The 20,110-nt window shown below is 66.9% G+C and carries 17 protein-coding genes; 7 read left to right on the top strand and 10 right to left on the bottom strand.

The genetic code is table 11. From position 1 onward, the window contains the following. Window positions 1-393: 393 nt before the first annotated feature. The 5 genes from E3C22_RS18525 to E3C22_RS18490 all read right to left on the bottom strand — a co-directional run bounded on the left by E3C22_RS18525 (window position 394) and on the right by E3C22_RS18490 (window position 8,529). On the bottom strand, window positions 394-1,371 hold the full coding sequence (locus E3C22_RS18525; protein ID WP_134763368.1) for an ABC transporter ATP-binding protein: 978 nt from the start codon (window positions 1,369-1,371) through the stop codon (window positions 394-396). Continuing rightward, the gene (locus E3C22_RS24830) at window positions 1,368-3,578 is read right to left on the bottom strand and encodes a dipeptide/oligopeptide/nickel ABC transporter permease/ATP-binding protein (RefSeq protein WP_245515064.1); all 2,211 of its coding nucleotides are present in this window, start codon (window positions 3,576-3,578) and stop codon (window positions 1,368-1,370) included. The genes E3C22_RS18525 and E3C22_RS24830 overlap by 4 nt, the downstream gene beginning before the upstream one ends. Then, window positions 3,575-4,519 carry an ABC transporter permease gene (locus tag E3C22_RS18505; RefSeq protein WP_134763366.1) on the bottom strand — a complete coding sequence of 315 codons (945 nt, stop codon included), beginning with the start codon at window positions 4,517-4,519 and terminating at the stop codon, window positions 3,575-3,577. The genes E3C22_RS24830 and E3C22_RS18505 overlap by 4 nt, the downstream gene beginning before the upstream one ends. A 475-nt stretch (window positions 4,520-4,994) precedes the next feature. Beyond that, window positions 4,995-6,551 (bottom strand): ABC transporter substrate-binding protein, encoded by a 1,557-nt coding sequence (locus E3C22_RS18495; protein ID WP_134763365.1) that lies wholly within the window; start codon window positions 6,549-6,551, stop codon window positions 4,995-4,997. A 157-nt stretch (window positions 6,552-6,708) separates the two neighbouring features. Then, the gene (locus tag E3C22_RS18490; RefSeq protein WP_134763364.1) at window positions 6,709-8,529 is read right to left on the bottom strand and encodes a M3 family oligoendopeptidase; all 1,821 of its coding nucleotides are present in this window, start codon (window positions 8,527-8,529) and stop codon (window positions 6,709-6,711) included. A 304-nt stretch (window positions 8,530-8,833) separates the two neighbouring features. On the opposite strand from E3C22_RS18490, the gene E3C22_RS18485 reads away from it, so the two are divergent. After that, window positions 8,834-10,339 (top strand): sigma-54-dependent transcriptional regulator, encoded by a 1,506-nt coding sequence (locus E3C22_RS18485; RefSeq protein WP_134763363.1) that lies wholly within the window; start codon window positions 8,834-8,836, stop codon window positions 10,337-10,339. A gap of 254 nt (window positions 10,340-10,593) precedes the next feature. Further along, entirely contained in the window at window positions 10,594-11,541 is a 948-nt protein-coding gene (locus tag E3C22_RS18480) for a Gfo/Idh/MocA family protein (RefSeq protein WP_134763362.1), read from the top strand. 406 nt (window positions 11,542-11,947) lie between these two features. Here the strand turns inward: E3C22_RS18480 and mnmA are convergent, their stop codons facing one another. Continuing rightward, on the bottom strand, window positions 11,948-13,126 hold the full coding sequence (mnmA, locus tag E3C22_RS18475; RefSeq protein WP_134763361.1) for a tRNA 2-thiouridine(34) synthase MnmA: 1,179 nt from the start codon (window positions 13,124-13,126) through the stop codon (window positions 11,948-11,950). Between the two features lie 303 nt (window positions 13,127-13,429). Here mnmA and sciP point away from each other — a divergent pair, with 303 nt between their 5' ends. Further along, entirely contained in the window at window positions 13,430-13,720 is a 291-nt protein-coding gene (gene sciP / locus E3C22_RS18470) for a CtrA inhibitor SciP (protein WP_134763360.1), read from the top strand. Between the two features lie 143 nt (window positions 13,721-13,863). Here sciP and E3C22_RS18465 read toward each other — a convergent pair whose 3' ends face one another. The 3 genes from E3C22_RS18465 to E3C22_RS18455 form a co-directional block, all read right to left on the bottom strand. Continuing rightward, window positions 13,864-14,271, bottom strand: a complete 408-nt coding sequence (locus tag E3C22_RS18465; protein WP_134763627.1) for a response regulator — start codon at window positions 14,269-14,271, stop codon at window positions 13,864-13,866. Between the two features lie 156 nt (window positions 14,272-14,427). Beyond that, on the bottom strand, window positions 14,428-14,970 hold the full coding sequence (hpt, locus tag E3C22_RS18460) for a hypoxanthine phosphoribosyltransferase (protein WP_134763359.1): 543 nt from the start codon (window positions 14,968-14,970) through the stop codon (window positions 14,428-14,430). Continuing rightward, entirely contained in the window at window positions 14,967-15,704 is a 738-nt protein-coding gene (locus E3C22_RS18455) for a hypothetical protein (RefSeq protein WP_134763358.1), read from the bottom strand. The genes hpt and E3C22_RS18455 overlap by 4 nt, the downstream gene beginning before the upstream one ends. A gap of 164 nt (window positions 15,705-15,868) precedes the next feature. Here E3C22_RS18455 and ftsE point away from each other — a divergent pair, with 164 nt between their 5' ends. From ftsE to E3C22_RS18435, 4 genes are all read left to right on the top strand, one after another. Further along, window positions 15,869-16,528 (top strand): cell division ATP-binding protein FtsE, encoded by a 660-nt coding sequence (gene ftsE / locus E3C22_RS18450; protein WP_134763357.1) that lies wholly within the window; start codon window positions 15,869-15,871, stop codon window positions 16,526-16,528. Further along, window positions 16,521-17,510 carry a cell division protein FtsX gene (locus tag E3C22_RS18445; protein WP_206026987.1) on the top strand — a complete coding sequence of 330 codons (990 nt, stop codon included), beginning with the start codon at window positions 16,521-16,523 and terminating at the stop codon, window positions 17,508-17,510. Before ftsE ends, E3C22_RS18445 begins: the two co-directional genes overlap by 8 nt. 212 nt (window positions 17,511-17,722) lie before the next feature. Further along, on the top strand, window positions 17,723-18,445 hold the full coding sequence (locus tag E3C22_RS18440; RefSeq protein ID WP_134763356.1) for a YdcF family protein: 723 nt from the start codon (window positions 17,723-17,725) through the stop codon (window positions 18,443-18,445). Window positions 18,446-18,562: 117 nt separating this feature from the next. After that, on the top strand, window positions 18,563-19,369 hold the full coding sequence (locus E3C22_RS18435) for a lysophospholipid acyltransferase family protein (protein ID WP_134763355.1): 807 nt from the start codon (window positions 18,563-18,565) through the stop codon (window positions 19,367-19,369). Here E3C22_RS18435 and E3C22_RS18430 read toward each other — a convergent pair. Beyond that, window positions 19,345-19,866, bottom strand: coding sequence for a gamma-glutamylcyclotransferase (locus E3C22_RS18430; protein ID WP_134763354.1), 522 nt, complete (start codon window positions 19,864-19,866; stop codon window positions 19,345-19,347). The genes E3C22_RS18435 and E3C22_RS18430 overlap by 25 nt on opposite strands. Window positions 19,867-20,110: the final 244 nt, after the last annotated feature.

The following is a 20,110-nucleotide window of genomic DNA, read 5'->3' as shown; positions in this document are numbered from 1 at the left end:
TGTTTCGCTTGGTTGCAGGAGGCTCGTCGCTCGCTCGGCGGGCCTTTTTCACGGACGGGTGCGGGTGCGTCTGGTGCCGCCTGCCGCAATCGGGCTTTTCGGCATCCAGCTGTCTCGGCGGATTTGGCCGTTTGGCTTCGGCCTTGAAGGATGGTTGCAGCCATCAACGCTTCGTCATCCCGGGCTTGACCCGGGATCCATTCCAAAGCGTTGAAATTGCAGGGTTGTCTTCTCGTCAGCTCATCATTTTACTGAGATGAAGAGCAGTGTCGACGGAGGAGGAGTGGATCCCGGGTCAAGCCCGGGATGACGAAGCGTTGGTGGCCACACCGTTTTCCGGCACGCCTACACCTCTTAGGCGACCGATACTCGCGAGACCGAGTGCGAAGGCACTCATCGCCTTGAAAGCGGATGAAAGCACGCCGCGCGATGGTCTTTGCCCCGATCCTTCGCCTCCAGCGCCGGCATCGCCGCGCGGCAGTTGTCTTCCGCCCGTGGGCAGCGCGGCGCGAAGGGGCAGCCGGGCGGCGGATCGTAGGGGTCGGGGAGTTCGCCCGAGTCACCCGAGGCCTTCTGCCGCTTGCGGTTCGGCACCGGGGCGGAGCGGATCAGGAGGTTCGTATAGGGATGGAGCGGCGCGCGGAAGAGTTCGCGCGCCGGCGCCGTCTCGACGATTTCGCCGAAATACATCACCGCCACACGCGTCGCGACGCTCTCGACCACCGCAAGGTCGTGGCTGATGAAGACGTAGGTGAGGCCGCGCTCGCGCTTCAGCCGGTCGAGGAGGTTGAGGACCTGCGCCTGCACCGAAACGTCGAGGGCCGAGACCGGCTCGTCGAGGACGACGACGTCCGGCTCGGCGGCGAGCGCTCTTGCGATGCCGATGCGCTGGGCCTGGCCACCGGAAAACTCGTGTGGATAGCGATCAAGGAATTCCGGCCTGAGGTTCACGTCCTCGATCAGCTTCTCCAGCCGCTCTTTGCGCTCCTTGCTGCCGAGGCCGAGGAGATGGCGCATCGGCGCCTCGAGGATGTCGCGGATGGTCTGGCGCGGATTGAGCGACGACACCGGGTCCTGGAAGACATATTGCACGCGTCTCGCCAGCGCTCTGGTGCCGGATGACGAAAGATCCTTGCCGTCGAGGCGGATGGCGCCTGACGTCGGCCTGTCGAGGCCGACCAGCATGCGGGCAAGGGTGGACTTGCCGCAGCCGGATTCGCCGACGATGCCAAGGGTCTCGCCCTTTCTCAGATCGAGCGAGACGCCGCGCACGGCGGTGAGCTGCGGCTTCTTCGTGCCGAGGATCGTGCGGCCGCCGCCGAAGGTCCGGGCAAGGTCGCGGATCTCGATGACGTTCGACGGCGGGGTCATGGCCGCGCCTCCAGAGGATCGGCCCCGCCGGCCAGCGCCTCGCCGGGGCCAAGCGGATGCAGGCAGCGGGCCTCAAGACTGCCGCGTTTCGTCTCGAGCGGGATCTCGCCCTCGCGGCAGTCCGGCTGGACCCGCGGGCAGCGATCGGCGAAGGCGCAGCCGGGCGGCAGACGGTTCACCGCCGGCGGCCGGCCGGGCACGGCGTCGAGGCGGCGCTCCGGCTCGCCCATCACCGGCACGCAGTCGATCAGCATGCGGGTGTAGGGATGCGCCGGCCGGGTGAGGATCTCGGCCGTCTCGCCGGTCTCGACGATCCGGCCGGCATACATCACCGCCACCCGGTCGGCGATTTCGGAGACGACGCCGAAATCGTGGGTGATGAACAGGACGGCGGTGTCGCGCTCGCGGCGGAGCGTATCGAGCAGCCGCAGCACCTCCGCCTGCACCGTCACGTCGAGGGCCGTCGTCGGCTCGTCGGCGATGATCAGCTCGGGATCGTTGGCGAGCGCCATGGCGATGGAGACGCGCTGGCGCAGGCCTCCTGAGAGCTCGTGGGGCAGGGCCTTCATCCGCTGGGCGGCATTCGGGATGCGCACGAGATCAAGGAGGTCGCGCGCCTTCGCCTCCGCAGCCCGTTTGCCGAGAGGCTGATGGGCGCGGATCGCCTCGACGATCTGGTCGCCGACGGCAAACAGCGGGTGGAGTGTCGCCAGCGGGTCCTGGAAGACATGGGACACGGCGCCGCCGCGAAGCTCGCGGATGCGCCGGTCCGGGGCGTCGGCAAGGTCCTCGCCCTTGAAGCCGATGCGCCCGCCGGCAATGACGCCCGGCGGCGAGGGCACGAGACCCATGACGCTCATCGCCGTTACCGACTTGCCCGAGCCGGATTCGCCGACGAGGCAGAGGCACTCGCCGCGGCGGATCGTCAGGTCGACGCCGTTGGAGGCGTGGTAGACGGAGCGGCCGATGTGGAAGTCGGTTTCGAGGCCGCGGACGGCGAGGACGGGATTGTCGTTGCGATCGGAGGCCACATCGTCGCCGTCGCGTCCTTGGAACCCCCCTCTGCCTGCCGGCATCTCCCCCTCAAGGGGGGAGATCGATCGTTCTGAAAGGCCGACGCTTGGTGATCTCCCCCCTTGAGGGGGAGATGCCCGGCAGGGCAGAGGGGGGTAGCGGTTGCCGCCTTCGCCGGCAGGCAGAGGGTCGAGTCCAACGCCGCCCGCGTCGGCAGGCAATGGCTCCTGCTCCCCGTCAGTGTCTGCCTTCCTCCGTCCCTTCGCCACCTTCGTCCGAAAGGCCGGCCGCGCCAGCGCGCCGGACCGCAGCCGTGGATCGAGCGCATCCCGGATCCCGTCGCCGATCAGGTTGATGCTCATGACGATCAGGAAGATCATCAGGCCGGGCACCAGCGAGATCGTCGGCGCGGTGAACATCACCTTGCGTCCGTCGCCGAGCATCGAGCCGAGATCGGCCTGGGGCGGCTGGGCGCCGAGGCCGAGGAAGGAGAGGCCCGCCGTCTCTAGGATCATCCAGCCGACTGTGGTCGACAGCGTGATGACGATGGTCGGCAGGACGTTGGGCAGGATGTCCGACCAGAGGATCGTCAGCGGACCCTTGCCGGAGAGCCGGGCGGCGTCGACGAACTCGCGCCGCGCGAGGCCGACGGTGATGCCGCGGATATTGCGGGCGAAGAAGGGCACGTTGACGATGGCGATGGCGTAGAGCGCGTTGATCAGCCCCGGGCCGAGGATGGCGACGATGGCGAGGGCGAGCAGGATGTAGGGAAAGGCCATCGTCAGATCGATCAGCCGCATCAGCATCTGGTCGGTGCGACCGCCCGCATAGCCGGCGACGAGGCCGATGGCCGAGCCGAAGATCGCGGCGATCAGGGAAGCCGAGACGCCGACGACGAGCGAGACGCGCGTTCCCCAGACGAGGCGGGAGAGCATGTCGCGGCCGAGGGCGTCGGTGCCGAGGAGGTGGCCGGGCGAAAGAAGCGGCGCAAGGCGGCTCGCGGGATCGGTGGCGTTCGGATCGGCGAGCGGCAGGATCGGCGCTGCCAGAGCGGCGATCACGATGAGGCAGAGCACCACGAGGCCCGCCGCGGCGAGCCGGTTGTTGAGGATCAGCGCGAAGGTCGACGGACGCTCGCGGCGCTCACGGCCCGAACTCCGATCGTCACGGGATGATGCGGCCGCGGCAGTCATTTCAGCCTCGGATCGAGCAGCGTCTGGCAGATGTCGGCAAGGAGGTTGAAGAGGACATAGGAGGCGGCGACGACCAGCACGCCGCCCTGGACGAGCAGGATGTCGCGCTGCGAGATGGCGTTGACCAGCATCGCGCCGATGCCCGGCCACTGGAACACCGTCTCGACATAGACCGCGCCGCCGAGGACGAAGCCGGCCTGAATGCCGATCACCGGGATCACCGAGACCAGCGCCGCCATGAAGGCGTGCCGATAGATCACCCGCCGCTCGCTGAGCCCCTTGGCGCGGGCAGTGCGGATATAGTCCTGGCGCAGCACTTCGAGCATCGCCGTGCGGGTGAGGCGGGCAATGACGCCGGTGGCGACGAGGGCGAGGGTGATCGCCGGCAGGACAAGGTGATGCAGGATGTCGAGCGGGCCGCCGCCGCCATAGATCGCCACCATGCCGCTCGCCGGGAAGAGCTTGATCTTCACCGCGAAGAACAGGATGAGCAGGAGCCCCAGCCAGAAGGACGGCACCGAGATGCCGATCAGGACGGCCAGCGTGATCGCCTTGTCGGCGAAGCCGAACTGCCGCACCGCCGAGACGATGCCGGCGAGGAGGCCGAAGACCGTGGCGAGGACGAGCGAGGCGCCGGCGAGAAGCAGCGTTGCCGAAAACCGCTCGGTAACGATGTCGATCACCGGTCGGTTCAGCGCGTAGGAGCGGCCGAAATCGCCTGAAAGAACGCCCGAGATCCAGGCGAGATATTGCTGCGGCAGGCTTTTGTCCAAACCGAGCGAGGCGTTGAGCCGCGCGACGTTTTCCGGCGTCGCATAGGAGCCGAGAATGGCGGTGGCGGGATCGCCGGGAATGAGGGCGATCATCAGGAAGACGATGACCGAGAGGCCGAACAGGACGGGAATGGCGGCAAGGAGGCGCCTGGCGATGGTGGCGGTCATGGATGGGGCCGCCGGTTGGCTTTCGTCGTGACGGCGACTCCGGCGCAGGCGTCACCCCCAGCCGCGGCGTCATCCTCGGGCTTGTCCCGAGGATCTGCCGGGCTTGCCGCGCCAGAAGCGTCAGCGGATGAGCGCTTGCCGGGACCGCTTCTGTCGCCGCCATGGCAGTCGATCCTCGGGACAAGCCCGAGGATGACGCCGCGAGAGACGGAGAGACGGGTGGGTGCGACGGATCGGCGGGTCAGCGCCGGCTGCGGGCCCCCCTCTGTCCTGCCGGACATCTCCCCCTCAAGGGGGGAGATCGGTCCTGCGCAGACGTCCTGCCTGCCTGTCGAGGACGCAACTCGCTCAAGCGGACCCGCTGCAAATTCGGGGCCGGTAGCTGCCGATCTCCCCCCTTGAGGGGGAGATGCCCGGCAGGGCAGAGGGGGGTGCGCGACCGCGCGAGCGTCAGAGAGGAAAGGCATCGCCATCCTCACCCCTTAGTCACGTCCTTCAGCACCAGCAAAAACGATGGCTCCAACTCGAAGCCCTGCACCGCCGAGGTGGAAACGGCGTTCTGCTTCCAGTTGGCGACGAAGGCCCAAGGCGCGTCGTCATGGACGATCTGCTGCACCTTTTCGTACAAGGCGCCGCGCTTTGCCTGGTCGGTGGTCTTGCGCGCCTCGTCGAGCAGCTTGTCGACCTCCGGATTGGAATAATAGCCGGAATTGAAGCCGCCCGTCTCGGGCATCGCGTCGGACCTGAGCGCCAGGAAGGGCAACGTGTCCGGGTCGTTGGTCATCCAGGCCATCTCGGCCATGTCGGCCTTGCCCTTCAGCCCCGGATTGACGTTGGCGAGATAGGTGTTCCACTCATAGGTCTGGATGTTCACCTGCAGGCCGACCTTTTTCAGATCCGCCTGGATGGCCGTCGCCATGGCCACCGGATCGAGCATGCCCGAGCCGCCTTCGGGAACGTAGAAGGTCAGCGTCTTGCCCTCGGCGCCGGCCTGACGGATCAGCTCCTTGGCCTTGTCGGGATCGTAGGGATAAGGCTTGACCGAACCGTCATTCGCCCATTCGAAAGCACCAGGGATCGGGCCGGCAGCGACCGTCGCCGTGCCCTGCAGGACATTCTCGGTGATCGCCTTCTTGTCGATGGCGTAGTTCACCGCCTGGCGCACCCGCTTGTCCGAGAACGGACCCTCCCTGGTGTTGAGGATCAGGAACCATAGATGCGGTCCGGCCTGTTCGTAGACCGTGTAGTTGGAATCGTCTTTGAACTGCGAAAGCCCGTCCGGCGGAACCTCGACCATCAGGTCGATGCCGCCCGACAGCATCTCCGCGACACGGGTGTTGGCGTCGGCGATCGGCCGGAAGACGACGGCCTCGAGCTGCGGTGCGCCACCCCAGTAGTCGTCGTTGCGCGACACGACGACCTTCGAATTCGGGTCCCATCCCTCGAACTTGAAGGCGCCGGTGCCGACCGGATGGCGGCCGAAATCCTTGCCGTATTCCTTCACGGCCGCCGGCGAGACGATCAGCCCGGTCGGATAGGCAAGGTTCGACAGGAAGGGGGCGAAGGGCTCCTTCAGGGTGAAGACGACGGTCTTGTCGTCCTTGGCCGTCACTTCGGCGACCTGGGAGAAGAAGAAGGCCAGCGGAAACGGCCCGGTGTCGTGGAAGGGATGGTCGTCCTTCAGCATGCGGTCGAAGGTGAACTTCACCGCCTCGGCGTTGAAGGGTGTGCCGTCCTGGAAGCTGACGCCTTCGCGCAGGTGGAAGGTGTAGGTCTTTCCGTCGTCGGAAATGTCCCAGCTCTTTGCCAGTGCCGGCTCGACCTCGAGCGTGCCCTTCTCGAAGCGCACCAGCCCGTCATAGACGTTCATCAGGATGCGGAAATCGTTGGTCGCGGTGACCGCCTGAGGATCCAGCGACTTCGGCTCGGCGATCTGCCCGACGATGAGGACGTTCGGCGGCGTCTGCGCGATGGCAGGCGGCGTCAGTGCCATGGCGCAGAGGGCGAGCGCGGCGGCAACGAGTTTTCGCATCGGGGCTCCTTTCCGTGGCGTGGCTTCTGAAACTAGGGGATGGCGACGGATGGCAAGGAATGGTTTCGCTTCGAGGGGAGGCCCGTTCGCAACGAAAAAGGCCGCCCGGCGGGGGCGGCCTCGAGGTGAGACAGGCGGCAGAGCCGGCTGAAGAGAGTCAGCCCATCTGTTCCAGTTCGTCGATGAAGCCGGAGATCATACCGAGGCCCTTCGACCAGAAGGCCGGGTCCGAGGCGTCGAGGCCGAAGGGGGCGAGCAGCTCCGAGTGGTGCTTGGTGCCGCCGGCCTTCAGCATCTCGAAATACTTCTCCTGAAAGCCTGCGTCGGAATTCCGGTAGACCGCATAGAGCGAGTTCACCAGGCAGTCGCCGAAGGCGTAGGCATAGACGTAGAACGGCGTGTGGATGAAGTGCGGGACATAGGTCCAATAGGTCTCGTAGCCGTCGCCGAGGCGGATTGCCGGCCCGAGGCTCTTGCCCTGCACCTCGAGCCAGATCTCGCCGATCCGCTCGGCGGTCAGCTCGCCGCCTCGCCGCTCGGTGTGGAGCTTGCGCTCGAACTGGTAGAAGGCGATCTGCCGGACAACCGTGTTGATCATGTCCTCGACCTTGGAGGCGAGCAGCGTCTTCCTCTCGGCGTCGGTCCTGGCCTGATCGAGCAGCGAGCGGAAGGTCAGCATCTCGCCGAACACCGAGGCCGTCTCGGCGAGCGTCAGCGGCGTCGGCGCCATCAGCGCGCCCTGCCGGCCGGCCAGCACCTGATGGACGCCATGGCCGAGTTCGTGCGCCAGCGTCATCACGTCGCGCGGCTTGCCCATGTAGTTGAGCAGCACATAGGGGTGGACGCTCGGCACCGTCGGATGGGCGAAGGCGCCCGGCGCCTTGCCGGGGCGGATCGCCGCGTCGATCCACGAATTGTCGAAGAAGCGCTCGGCGATCTCGGCCATGTCCGGCGAAAAGCCGGAATAGGCGGAGAGCACGGTCGAGCGCGCCTCGTTCCACGGGATGTCGCGGCGCTTCGCGTCGGGCAGCGGCGCGTTGCGGTCCCAATATTCCAGCTGGTCGACGCCGAGCCACTTCGCCTTCATGGCGTAGTAGCGGTGGGAGATCCGCGGATAGGCCTCGTCGACGGCGGCGGTCAGCGCATCGACGACGTCCCGCTCCACCCGGTTGGCGAGGTGGCGGCTGTCGGCGACATCGGTGAAGCCGCGCCAGCGGTCGGAGATTTCCTTGTCCTTGGCCAGCGTGTTGGTGATCAGCGTAAAGACCCGGAGATTTTCCGAAAACACGTTGGCGAGCGCGTTGGCGGCCTTGCGGCGCTTTTCCGGCTCGGGATCCTGCAGCATGTTGAGCGCCGCCTCGATCGCCATGTCCTCGCCGTCGACGGTGAAGCGCAGCGAGGTCAGCGTCTCGTCGAAGAGCCGGTTCCAGGCGCCGGCGCCGGTCACCGCCTTGTCGTGGAATAGCTCCTCGACCCGGTCCTCGAGCTGGAACGGCTTGTCCTTCCGAAGGTCGACGATCCACGGACGGTAGTGGCCGAGGGCCGGGTTACGGTCCATCGCCGCATCCATGACGGCGTCGTCGATGCGGTTGAGCTCCAGCGCGAAGAACAGGAGCTTCGAGGCGATGTCGGTGACGTTCGACTGGGTGTCGCCGTAGAATTTCGCTCGTGCGGGGTCGGAGGTGTCGCCGGAATAGACGAGGCCGGCATAGGAAATGATCCGGCCGAGCAGCTCTTCGAGGCCTTCATAGTCGCGGATCGCCTCGACGAGCTTGCCGTCCGGCGAGGCGGCCTCATCGGCGAGCTTGCCGCGCCAGCGCTCCTGGAAGGCCCTGGCGGTCTGGCGGGCCTTGTCGAGATCGCTTGCAAGCTGCGGGCTGTCCATCGCCGGGTAAAGGTCGGCAAGGTTCCATTCGGGCAGGGCGCCGGTCTCGGCAGCGGCCGCTTCCACCGCGGAGCGGGTGATCGTCGTCTTCATCGTCGTCAAATCTCTCTCGTCCGATTGTGCGGGCGTCCGTTCCCGCGCGCGGCCGTCTTGGCGAAGCCCCGTCGCGGGATGTCGCCGCCAGCGTCCGCAAGGCCGTCGCCTCGCAAATAGCGGTTCCGGCCGCCATGGCCAAGCCTTGGCGGGCGCGCCGATCCGCACGGCCCGCGAGACGCCGCGATTTCATAAAATTCGACTGAAATTTCAGCCAATTGGTTGTCCATGCTCGTTCAGTCGGATTTTAGACGCCCGTGCCAAAGTGGGTCATTCTCGCACCAAGACGAGACCGGAGGCGTCAATGACCGACATCGTCCTGATCGTCGACGACGATCCCATACAGCGTCGTCTGCTCGACGCGCATGTGGCGCGCATGGGGCTGCGGCCGCTGCATTGCGACGGCGGCCGCGCCGCGCTCGACGCCCTCGGCGGGCGCCAGGGCGGGCAGATCGCCGCGGTGGTGCTCGATCTGATGATGCCCGACAAGAGCGGCATGGAGGTGATGGCCGAAATGCGCCGCAACCGCCTCGACGTGCCGATCGTCGTGCAGACGGCGAAGGGCTCGATCGACACGGTGGTCGAGGCGATGCGGGCAGGCGCCTTCGACTTCGTGGTCAAGCCGGTGGCGCCGGAGCGGCTGCGCGACACCCTCGCCAACGCCGTGCGCATGCATGCGGCAGCTAGACCGAAGCGCGGGACGAGCCGGCTGTCGCTGGAGGGCGCCTCGCCGGTGATGGGGCCGGTCCTGCAGATCGCTGCCAAGGCCGCGCCGTCGAACATCCCGATCCTCATCGAAGGCGAAACCGGCGTCGGCAAGGAGTGGCTGGCAAGGGCGATCCGCTCGGCCGGCGAGCGGGCGAACAAGCCTTTCGTCGCGGTCAATTGCGGTGCGCTTCCCGGCGATCTCGTCGAAAGCATCCTGTTCGGCCACGCCAGGGGCGCCTTCACCGACGCGACCGACGAGCATCGCGGCAAATTCGCCGAGGCCGATGGCGGCACGCTGTTCCTCGACGAGGTCGGCGAACTCGCCCCGCCCGCGCAGGTGAAGCTGCTGCGCGTCCTGCAGGAGGGCGAAATCGATCCTGTCGGCGCCAGGGCGCCCATCCGCATCGACGTCCGGGTGATCTCGGCGACCAATCGCAGCCTGCACGAGGCGGTCGATGCCGGGCGTTTCCGCGAAGACCTCTATTACCGGCTGAACGCCGTCGAGATTTCGATGCCGCCTTTGCGCGAGCGGCGCGCGGAGATCCGCGGTCTCGTCAAGCAGTTCCTGGCCCGGCTGACCGGGCTGGAAACCCGCTCGCCGGTGACCGGCATCGACGCCGAGGCGCTGGCGCTTCTCGAAGCCTATGACTGGCCGGGCAACATCCGCCAGCTGGAGAACACGCTGCACCGGGCGGTCGTCCTGTCCGACAGCGAGACCCTCGGCATCGACGACTTCGCCCAGATCGAGGCGCTGATGGCGGTCGATGCCGGACGCCACGACCATGTCGGCGAAGCCGGGCAGGCGTCCAACCGCGGCTTCGAGCGGACGCCGGTCACCCGCATTCTCGATACCAGCATGGCCGCCGGGCGCCGCGACGAGCCGCGACATGCCGCACGGCGCGAGCGGCTGCTCTCGGCGGAATTTCCGCTGCGCGACAGCGAGGGCGAGATCCGCCGGATGGTCGATGTCGAGGCCGATCTGATCCGCATGGCCGTGCAGCAATATGACGGGCGGATGAGCGAGATCGCCCGCCGGCTCGGCATCGGACGATCGACGCTTTACCGCAAGATGCGCGAATACAAGATCGAGGAAGGGCGCTGAGCGCCTGAGAAAGCCGGTGGCGGCGCCGGGCGTCGTCTCCTTGCCCTTCGATGCCGCCGGGTGTAGGGGGCTGCCCCGATGGCATCGGCCCCGATCGTCCGGTCGGCGCGATGTCTCGACGAGGGGAGTTGGAGCATCCCTTTTGCGTCCAAGTGGACGCAGGACGCTTCAGATGGGAGGCGGCACGATGCGATGCCTCCCGGCATCGCGTCTTCGGCCGGGTAAGTGGAAAACGTTTGAAAGGCTGAAAGCAGATGCATCCAAGGATCGCCGTTGTCGGCTGCGGGCAGTGGGGACAGAACCACGTGCGCACCCTTGCCGAGATCGGGGCGCTCGCCGCCGTCGCCGACCGCAATCTGGAGCGCGCCGAAGCCTTTGCCGAGCGCCATGGCGTTCCTGCGATGGAGCCGGACGAGGCGATCGCCTCGCCCGATCTCGATGCGCTGGTTCTGGCGCTGCCGGCAAGCACCCATGGCCCGGTCGCCCGGGCGGCATTCGCGGCGGGCAAGGACGTGCTGATCGAAAAGCCGATCGCGCTCGACGTCGCCGATGCGGAGCTGACCGCCGCCGTCGCCAGCAAGGCCGAGCGCATCCTGATGGTCGGACACGTCCTGCGCTTCCACCCGGTGTTCCAGAAGCTCTGCGCCACGGTCGCCGAGGGGCGAATCGGCACGGTGCGCCACATCATCGCCAACCGCATGGGGCTCGGGCGTTTCCTCGGCATGGACGTCGTCTGGGATCTCGCTCCGCACGATCTGTCGCTGATCCTGAAGATGGCCGAGGGCATGCCGCTCAGCGTCTCGGCGACGCGCCGGACGGTCCTCTCCGATGCCACCGACATTGCGGACATCGTCCTCGAATTTGCCGGCGGGCTGAAGGCCGAGGTCCATGCCTCGCGGGTCTCGCCCTATCGCGACCGGCGGTTCTCGGTGATCGGCACCAAGGGGATGATCGTCTTCGACGATCTGGCGCCCGAGGGCGAAAAGTTGGCGCTCTACGGCCACCAAGTCTGGCGTGACGGCGAGGTGTTCGGCTTCGAGAACGCCCCGGTCACCCATCTGCCGGTGTCGCCCGGCCTGCCGCTCGACCGCGAGCTTCGCCATTTCATCGACTGCATCGTTCACCGCCGCCAGCCGGAGACCGGCGCCGACGAGGCGGTCGAGACCGTGCGGATTTTGAACGAGGCCTCGCCGCTGGGGTGAGGGCGGCGGCAAGCTGCTGCTTTCGAGTGGCGTACCAATCCTGATGGTTTGAACGGCGCATCCGGGCAGGCGCCGTGCTGATTCACCCCCCTCTGCCTGCCGGCATCTCCCCCTCAAGGGGGGAGATCAGCAGCTTCGGCGCTTCCACCTCTTCTCGCACATCGATGCAAGGCCCGGGTGCTTTTCGTCCACTTGCCTCGCCTGCGCCATGCTTGCCGCAGGCACCCCGTTCGATGCCCATCATGCCACCAAACCCGCTTGCTAAACGGTGGGGAGTCACCCCCCTTGAGGGGGAGATGCAGGACAGAGGGGGTATGCAGACAACTCAGTGCGCGGCGAAGATCAGCCGCGACGACAAATTCTGCACGCGCCGACCTGCCTCGAAGGCGGATGAAACGCCGAATCCTCAGGCGCTTGCGGCGACGGGCTCGCGCGCGGCGAGGCGGCCGGCCGGCAGCCCCTCGGCGATGACGCCGCCGCCGAGCACCTCGGCGCCGGCCTCGATGCCGTCGTAAAAGACGCAGGCCTGGCCGGGGGCGACGCCGTCCTCGCCGAGGACGAGTTCGACCTCCACTGCTCCGCCAGTTGCAGCGACGATGCGCGCCGGCGCTGGAGGCCGCGTCGAGCGGACCTTGACGAAGAGATCGCCCTCGGCGCCGAGATAGCCCTCGGGCGCCCTGGCGCCGAGCCAGTTGAGGTCGCGCAGCCGGATCCGCCGCGTCGTCAGCGCCTCACGCGGACCGACGGTGACCGTCGCGCTCGCCGCATCGAGAGCGACGACATAGAGCGGCTCGCCCGCTGCGACGCCGAGACCGCGGCGCTGGCCGATGGTGAAGTTGACGATGCCGTCGTGCCGGCCGAGCCGGCGCCCGTCGAGATGGACGATGTCGCCCGGATCGCCGGCGTCCGGCCTGAGCTTGCGGATGACGTCGAAATAGCGGCCCTTGGAGACGAAGCAGATGTCCTGGCTGTCGGGCTTGGCGGCGACGGACAGGCCGAAGCGCTCGGCGATCTTCCGCGTCTCGTCCTTGGTCATCGTGCCGAGCGGAAAGCGCAGGAAGTCGAGCTGCGCCGTTGTCGTCCCATAGAGGAAATAGCTCTGGTCGCGGTCGAGGTCGCGCGGGCGGAACATCGCCCGGTGCGCGCCGCGCTGCCTCGTCTCGATATAGTGGCCCGTCGCCAGCGCGTCGGCGCCGAGCTGCTCGGCGGTCTCGAGGAGATCGCGGAACTTGACCGTCTGGTTGCAGGCAACGCAGGGGATCGGTGTCTCGCCGGCGAGGTAGCTGTCGGCGAAGGGATCGATCACCGCCTTCCGGAACCGCTCCTCGTAATCGAGCACATAGTGGTCGATGCCGAGGGTCTCGGCGACGCGGCGGGCGTCGTGGATGTCCTGGCCGGCGCAGCAGGCGCCGGCGCGGCGCGGTCCGGCGCCGCCGTCGTAAAGCTGCAGCGTGATGCCGACGACGTCGTAGCCAGCCTCGGCGAGAAGCGCCGCCGTCACCGACGAATCGACGCCCCCCGACATGGCGACGACGACGCGCGTCTGCTCCGGCGGCTTGGCGATATCGAGGCTGTTCAGTGACATGGTCGGGCCTTCGCGGCGTGCGATCCGGCGCTCGGAATCAGAAGGGCCGGGATCATCCTTTGCGTGGCATATCGGCGATTTGCGCCGTGCTTTCAACGCGCCGGATTGGCACAAATTTGGCGCTCCGCGTCAAGTTTTTGCGGCAGAGCCCGAAAATTTCTCGCGATTTTCCTCAACGTGGGGCGTTCGCCGAGAATTTTCAGCAACTTCTTATCGAAAGCTTACGCGTGGCTTGACTCTTTTTTTAGAAGCCGGCGCTACCGTCGACATGATTAGGTCTTTGGGTAGTGTGTCGAGAGTGCAATGACCGATCAGGTTAGACCACGGGTGAAATATGTCATCGGGCCGGATGGAAGCCCGCTGACGCTGGCGGACCTGCCGCCTTCCAACACCAGGCGATGGGTCATCCGTCGCAAGGCGGAAGTCGTCGCAGCCGTGCGGGGAGGGCTCCTCAGCCTCGATGAGGCCTGCTCGCGCTATACGCTGACGGTCGAGGAGTTCGTCTCCTGGCAGATGTCCATCGACCAGCACGGCCTTGCCGGACTGCGGACCACGCAGATCCAGGAATACCGCCGCAAGGTGGATCTTCACTGACGTCGCGGGCGGCTATTCGCCCGCGATTCTGAAACGATGGGAAAACGGCGTGGCCGATCGGCTTGCGCAGCGGCTTCAGCCGGCTGCAGCGACCTTGATCCGCTGGCGCCGATAAACGTCGTGGCGTTCGGTTCGAGCTCGCCTCAGGCGCAGTAGCGCGCGGCGGTTTCCTTGCTCCTCGGCGCCGGCATCGCGAGGATCCGGCCGATATGGCGGCGGATCTCGGCGAGGCTGAACGGCTTGTCGATCACCCCGATGATGATCGAGGCGAGGTCCTCGGCGGCTTCCTTCTGCTCCGCATAGCCGGTCATCAGCTGGATGCGCAGGTCCGGCCAGCGCTCCGCGGCGGCGTGGGCGAGCTCGATCCCGGTCATTGCCGGCATGCGGATGTCGGACAACAACAGATCGAAGGCGCCGTCATGCTCCTCGAGCATTTCCAGCGCCAGTTCGCCGTCCTCGACGGAGATCACATCGTGTCCCTCGAGGCGCAAGGCGCGCTCGACCAGAAGGCGCACGCCCGTGTCGTCTTCGGCGATGAGCAGCTTGGCCACGGAAACACCATCCCTCCTGATGAGTCGACTGGACTGATAAACTCGTCGAACAGGCTTGTGTGAGGCTTGCCGGGTGCGGCCTGCAATCGCTGCCATCTAAGGATGGGCGCTCCGGCGAAAAACCGGTCATGAGGCGCCGTGCGGCGGGAGGCAAGCTCAGGCCTGGTCGATGACGTGGCCGATGAAGGGCAGTTCGCGCAAGGCGTGGCCGACATCCATGCCGTAGCCGACGACGAAATAGTCCGGGCAGTCGAAGCCGACGAAGGCCGCCTCGATGTCGGCCTTGCGGTGGCCCTTCTTGTCGAGGAGCACGGCGAGATCGACCTTCGTCGCGCCGCGCGACAGGAGGAGTTCGCGGGCAAAGGCCAGGGTGCGCCCCGATTCGAGGATATCGTCGACGAGGAGCACCGGCCGACCGGCGACATCGGCATCGATGTCCCTGAGGATCTTCACCTCGCCGCCGACCGTGCCGGCGCCGTAGCTCGACAGCGAGATGAATTCCACCTGCGGCGCGACGCCCACATGATGCATGGCGCGGATGAGATCGGCAGCGAAGACGAAGGCGCCCTTCAGCACGGATACGACCACGAGATCCTCGCCGGCGACGGCGGCGATCTCGCGCGCCAGCCGGCCGACCTCGTCGCTTATCGCCTCAGCGCTGAACAGCACGTCGACCTGCTTGCCGCGAACGGTGATCACTGGCGGCTTTCGCCGCTTGCGCCGAAGAATCCCACTTTCACCTCTCCCCTGGTGTCCGCCGGCACAGCGACCATCGAGACGAACTCGATCGAGCGGCCGGCATCGAGACGGGTGACACTGGTCTGAAGCGTGCGCGAGCGCAAGCCCGTCCGTTGGTCGGTGAAGTCGATCCTCAGCGGCGGGACGTTGGCGGCCCGACCGCCGGGATTGGCAATGCGGCCCTCGACCTTGAGGATCTTGCCGGCGCCGCGGTCGGCAAGGCTGGCGCTGACCGCGCTGAGATGGACCGGGAAGCCGCCGGCATTTGCGGCAGTCGCGGCGACCGGCGTCTCGGGGAAGGAGACGAGAAAGACCGGCAGGAGCAGCGCGCCGAACGCGAAGGCGCAGGCAACGAGGCCGATCCGCCCCGGCGTCATCCTGGGTTTGGGGATCCGCTCCGCATGGCGGGTGAGGGGGACCTTCTGCGTGTCCGGCGGGACGGCCAGCGTTTCGGCGATCTCCGCCTCGCCGCGCTCGAATGTCGGGGATGTCGGCGGAGCCGCTTCGCTCCGGCGCCGGCCGAAGCTCGGTGCCGCCTCGACAGATGCCGCGCCGTTGCGTCCCAGTGCGTGCCTGCCGGGCGATCGTCTGGTGACCTCGGCGACCCCCTCGATGCAGGGACCGTCGACCGCCGGCCGCCCCGTCCGGGGAATTGCCGAGACTTGCGAAATGTTGCTGCCGTCGCCGTCGGGCATCCGCCCCTCCACTCGCCGATCCAGCAAGCCGTAAGGTTTTATGGTTAACGGACGGTGAACGCAGCCGGCGGGCCAGTTGAAGACCGGCCGGCGATCCTCAAATGGCCACTTTGGTGGCGTCTGAGCGTCGCGCTATCGACAACGCCTGCAGCATGGGATTCGGCTTGATACGGTTCGAGAACGTCGGCCTCAGATACGACATGGGACCGGAGGTGCTGCGCGATCTGACCTTCGAGATCCGCCGGCAGTCATTCCAGTTTCTCACCGGCCCGTCCGGCGCCGGCAAGACCAGCCTGTTGCGGATGCTGTTCCTGGCGCTGCGGCCGACCCGCGGCCTGATCACCGTTCTCGGCCGCGACGTCGCCACCCTGTCGCGCAAGGACCTGCCGTCGATCCGCCGGCGTATCGGCGTCGTCTTCCAGGACTTCCGCCTGCTCGACCACATGACGACCTACGAAAACGTCGCCCTGCCGCTGCGGGTGCGCGGCAAGGAGGAGCGCGAATACCGCCAGGACGTCGTCGATCTGATCAAGTGGGTCGGCCTCGGCGAGCGGCTGAACGCCTTGCCGATCGTCCTGTCCGGCGGTGAGAAGCAGCGCGCCGCGATCGCCAGGGCGCTGATCGACCAGCCGGATGTGCTGCTCGCCGACGAGCCGACGGGCAATGTCGACGCGCCGCTGGCTCGCCGTCTCCTGCGGCTTTTCCTCGAGCTCAACCGGTCCGGCACGGCGGTGGTCATCGCCACGCACGATCTCGGCCTGATGGAGCAGGTGGATGCGCGCCGGCTGGTGCTGGCGGACGGACGGCTGGAAATCTATGACTGAGGCCGTGCTTTCTTTCGCCGATGTCCGCTCGCGGGCCATGCAGATCGTCGGCCGCATCCGCGGCGAGCGGCAGACGCCGATCGTGCCCGCCGGCAACGTCGCCGGCCGGGCGCTGACGACGGTGATCGCCATCATGACCTTCCTCGCCGCGCTGACTGTGGGCGCCGTCAGCCTCGTCTCCGACACCGCCGGGCGCTGGCAGAACGACATTTCCGACGAGATCACCATCCAGGTGAAGCCCGCCGAGGGTCTCGACATGCCGACGGCGCTCGAGACCGTGCGCCAGATCGCCCTGCAGACGCCCGGCGTCACGGCAGCCTCCGTCCTCGACAAGGCGGCGACCAGCCGGCTGCTGGAGCCCTGGCTCGGCGAAAGTGTCGATTTCGATGAACTGCCGGTGCCGCGACTGGTGATCGTCTCCATCGACACCGGCAAGCCGCCGAACTTCGCCTTCATGCGCGAGGAGCTCAAGGAGGCGGTGCCCGAGGCCGAGCTCGACGATCACCGCGCCTGGGTGTCGCGGCTCGTCACCATGGCCCGCACCGTGGTGCTGATCGGCGTCTTCGTGCTCTCGCTGGTCATCGTCGCGACGACGCTGACGGTGGTCTTCGCGACACGCGGCGCGATGTCCGGCAACCGGCACATCGTCGAAGTCCTGCATTTCGTCGGGGCGAGGTCGAGCTTCATCGCCCGCGAGTTCGAGCGGCACTTCCTGCGGCTGGGACTGATTGGCGCAGCGGCCGGCGGCCTCGTCGCCATCATCCTCTTTGCCGTGATAGGTTATTTGACCGAAGCCAACCGCCAGACCGCCGAGGCGGATCAGATCAGTGCCCTGTTCGGCTCGTTCACGATCGGCTGGACGGGCTATGCCGGCGTGTTCATCCTGGTTGCAACCGTGGCGACCCTGACGGCGTTGACGTCGCGCTGGACGGTGACCCGGCACCTTGCTGAAATCGACATGATCTCGCCCGTCGAAAGTTAACAAAGGCTTCATCTGATTGGTCGAATTTTGCAAGTTCGACGCCAGTGATCCGGAGTACCAAAATCGGATGACCGGTCGCTCGAGATGATAAGTCTCACGATGGGATGGCCAATCGCATTGACCGGTGTCATCCTGCGTTGCTGGTCGAAGCGTTTGGAATTTGGCGCCGGGCAGGGACTGCTCGCGTCGCCGCTGCCCGATGCGGAGAATGAATGACCATTGCCGCCGACCCACTTTTCGGTCCCTCGCGCTTCGGCCGCAAGCCGGAACACGGGCGCGCGCCGCAGCCGGGGATCAGGCTGCGCAAGCGGCTGGCTCTGCTGCTGATCATGGCGGGCGTCGGCGGCTATCTGGCAGGCGGGTTCTGGCGCTTCACCGAGGAGGTCGACCGGCTGTCGCGGGTCGTCCCGGCAAGCGAAGCCGATGCGATCGTGGTCCTGACCGGCGGCGCGATGCGGATCGACTACGGCCTCGATCTGTTGCGCAGCGGGCGGGGAAGGCGCCTCCTGATCAGCGGTGTCCACCCGGGCACCAGTGCCTCGACGCTTGCCAGGCTGACCAACACCAACAAGGCCTGGTTCGACTGCTGCGTCGACATCGACTACGTCGCCGCCGACACTATCGGCAATGCCGAGATCGCCGGGCGCTGGGCAGAAAAGCGCGGTTATCGCGACCTCATCCTCGTCACCAGCGACTATCACATGCCGCGCTCGCTCCTGGAGTTCGACCGGCTCTCAGGCATTCGCTCGATCACCCCGGTGGCGGTGCGGCGCGCCGACCTCTGGAACCGCGACAAGCTGCCGACCGGCTCGGGCTTGAAGCTGCTCCTCACCGAATACGGCAAGCTGATCGCGACGCGGATGCGCGGCGCGTTGGGCATGGCGCCTCAGGAGAACGAAGCGGTGTCGACCGTCGCCAGCCTCGACCGCGACTGACGGGCCGCATCCGGCGCTTTCTCGCGCCGACGGCTTTGCGTCGGGCCACCGGCGTCTTTATGAACGCGGGGGAAAAGCGCGGCAAAACGGCCGCGCCCGACGGGGATCCGGCCTCACATGACGCTGCTGCGTTCGATCGCGTTCAACATCCTGTTCTACGGCAACCTGACGCTTCAGCTGCTGTTCTGGTCGCCGGTGTTCTTCTTCGCGTCAGAGGCCACCTGCTGGTGGATCGTGCGCAACTGGGCGCGCTCGAGCCTGTGGCTGCTCGAAAAGGTGGCGGGGGCGCGATCGCTGGTCAGCGGCGCCGAGAACCTACCCGAGGGCGGGGCGATCGTCGCCTCGAAGCACCAGTCGGAATGGGAGATCATGGCGCTGCTCGTCGCCGTCGACCGGCCGACCTTCATCCTCAAGAAGGAGCTGATGCACATCCCGCTGTTCGGCAGTTTCGCCCGCCGCATGCGGATGATCCCGGTCGACCGTTCGCGGCGCGGCGCCGCGATCGCCGAGATGACGCAGGCTGCCCGCGACGCCGTCGCGGAGGGGCGGCGGATCATCATCTTTCCGGAAGGCACCCGCACCGCTCCCGGCGCCGAGGTCGACTACCGCCAGGGCGTTTTCCGGCTCTACGACGCGCTCGGCCTGCCGGCCGTCCCGGTGGCACTGAATTCCGGGCTGTTCTGGCCGCGCCGGGGATTTCGCAAACATCCCGGCGAAATTCGTGCCGAGTTTTTGCCGCCGATCGCGCCGGGGCTCGACCGGCCGCATTTCATCGAAAGCCTGCGGTCGGCGATCGAGAGCCGCTCCCGCGAACTCCTCAAGGAAGCCGGATGGCAGGGCGGCGACGGCTCTGCCCCCGTCGCCTCGACCGCGACGCCAGCCGGATCCGGCGAATCGGCTCAGAGCCGCGAGACCACCTCCTGAAGCCAGCGGTCCTTCAGCCCCAGAGCCTCGATATGCTCGTAGGCGCTCTTCACATAGTCGACATTGGGCCCGGACTGGCCGTGGCCGCTGCGGACGATCCGCGCGGCATGGGCGGCGTCGATCCGGCCGGCATACTGGCTGTGTCCGCGATCGACGACATAGGTGATCGCCTCGACCCGCCGGCCGCCCTCGATCCGCACGGGAAGCACGATTTCGCGATAGACATTGGTGACGAGTTCGCGGGCTCTCAGATAGTCGACGGTCTCGTCCCGCCTTGCACCGGCGACCCGGAAGGCCATGCCGACGCAGGAGCCGCCGCGGTCGAGGCCGAAGACGAGGCCGGGGCGCTCCGGGGTGCCGCGATGAACGTGAGAGTGAATGCAGAGCGAACGATGGTAGCCGGCAAGTCTTGCTTTTGCCCGTTCCTCATAGTCAAACCCGGGGCGCCAGATCAGCGATCCGTAACCGAACACCCAGAAATCTTCCGTTGCTCCCAAGTCGTTCCGCTCCCTTTTCTCCGGCCGTCCGGATCTTGCCGAAAGCGCCGGACGTTCGCCTCGCTCGCCTGCGGCATCGGCCCGAAAATCCCGATCGCATTTCGCAGAGCGCGATGCATAGACCCGGAAAGATCGCCCCTGTCTTGCGCGGCCCTTCGAACGCGCGCCGCGTCACCCGCCCTCGATTTTTGTGCCGTCGCATGGTGTTGTCCGAACCGTTCGAAGCGTTTCGGAATCATGCTCT

It is taken from the genome of Jiella endophytica, from assembly GCF_004519335.1.
GTDB classification, from domain to species: Bacteria; Pseudomonadota; Alphaproteobacteria; order Rhizobiales; family Rhizobiaceae; genus Jiella; species Jiella endophytica.
This window is presented reverse-complemented; position numbering and strand designations above follow the sequence as displayed.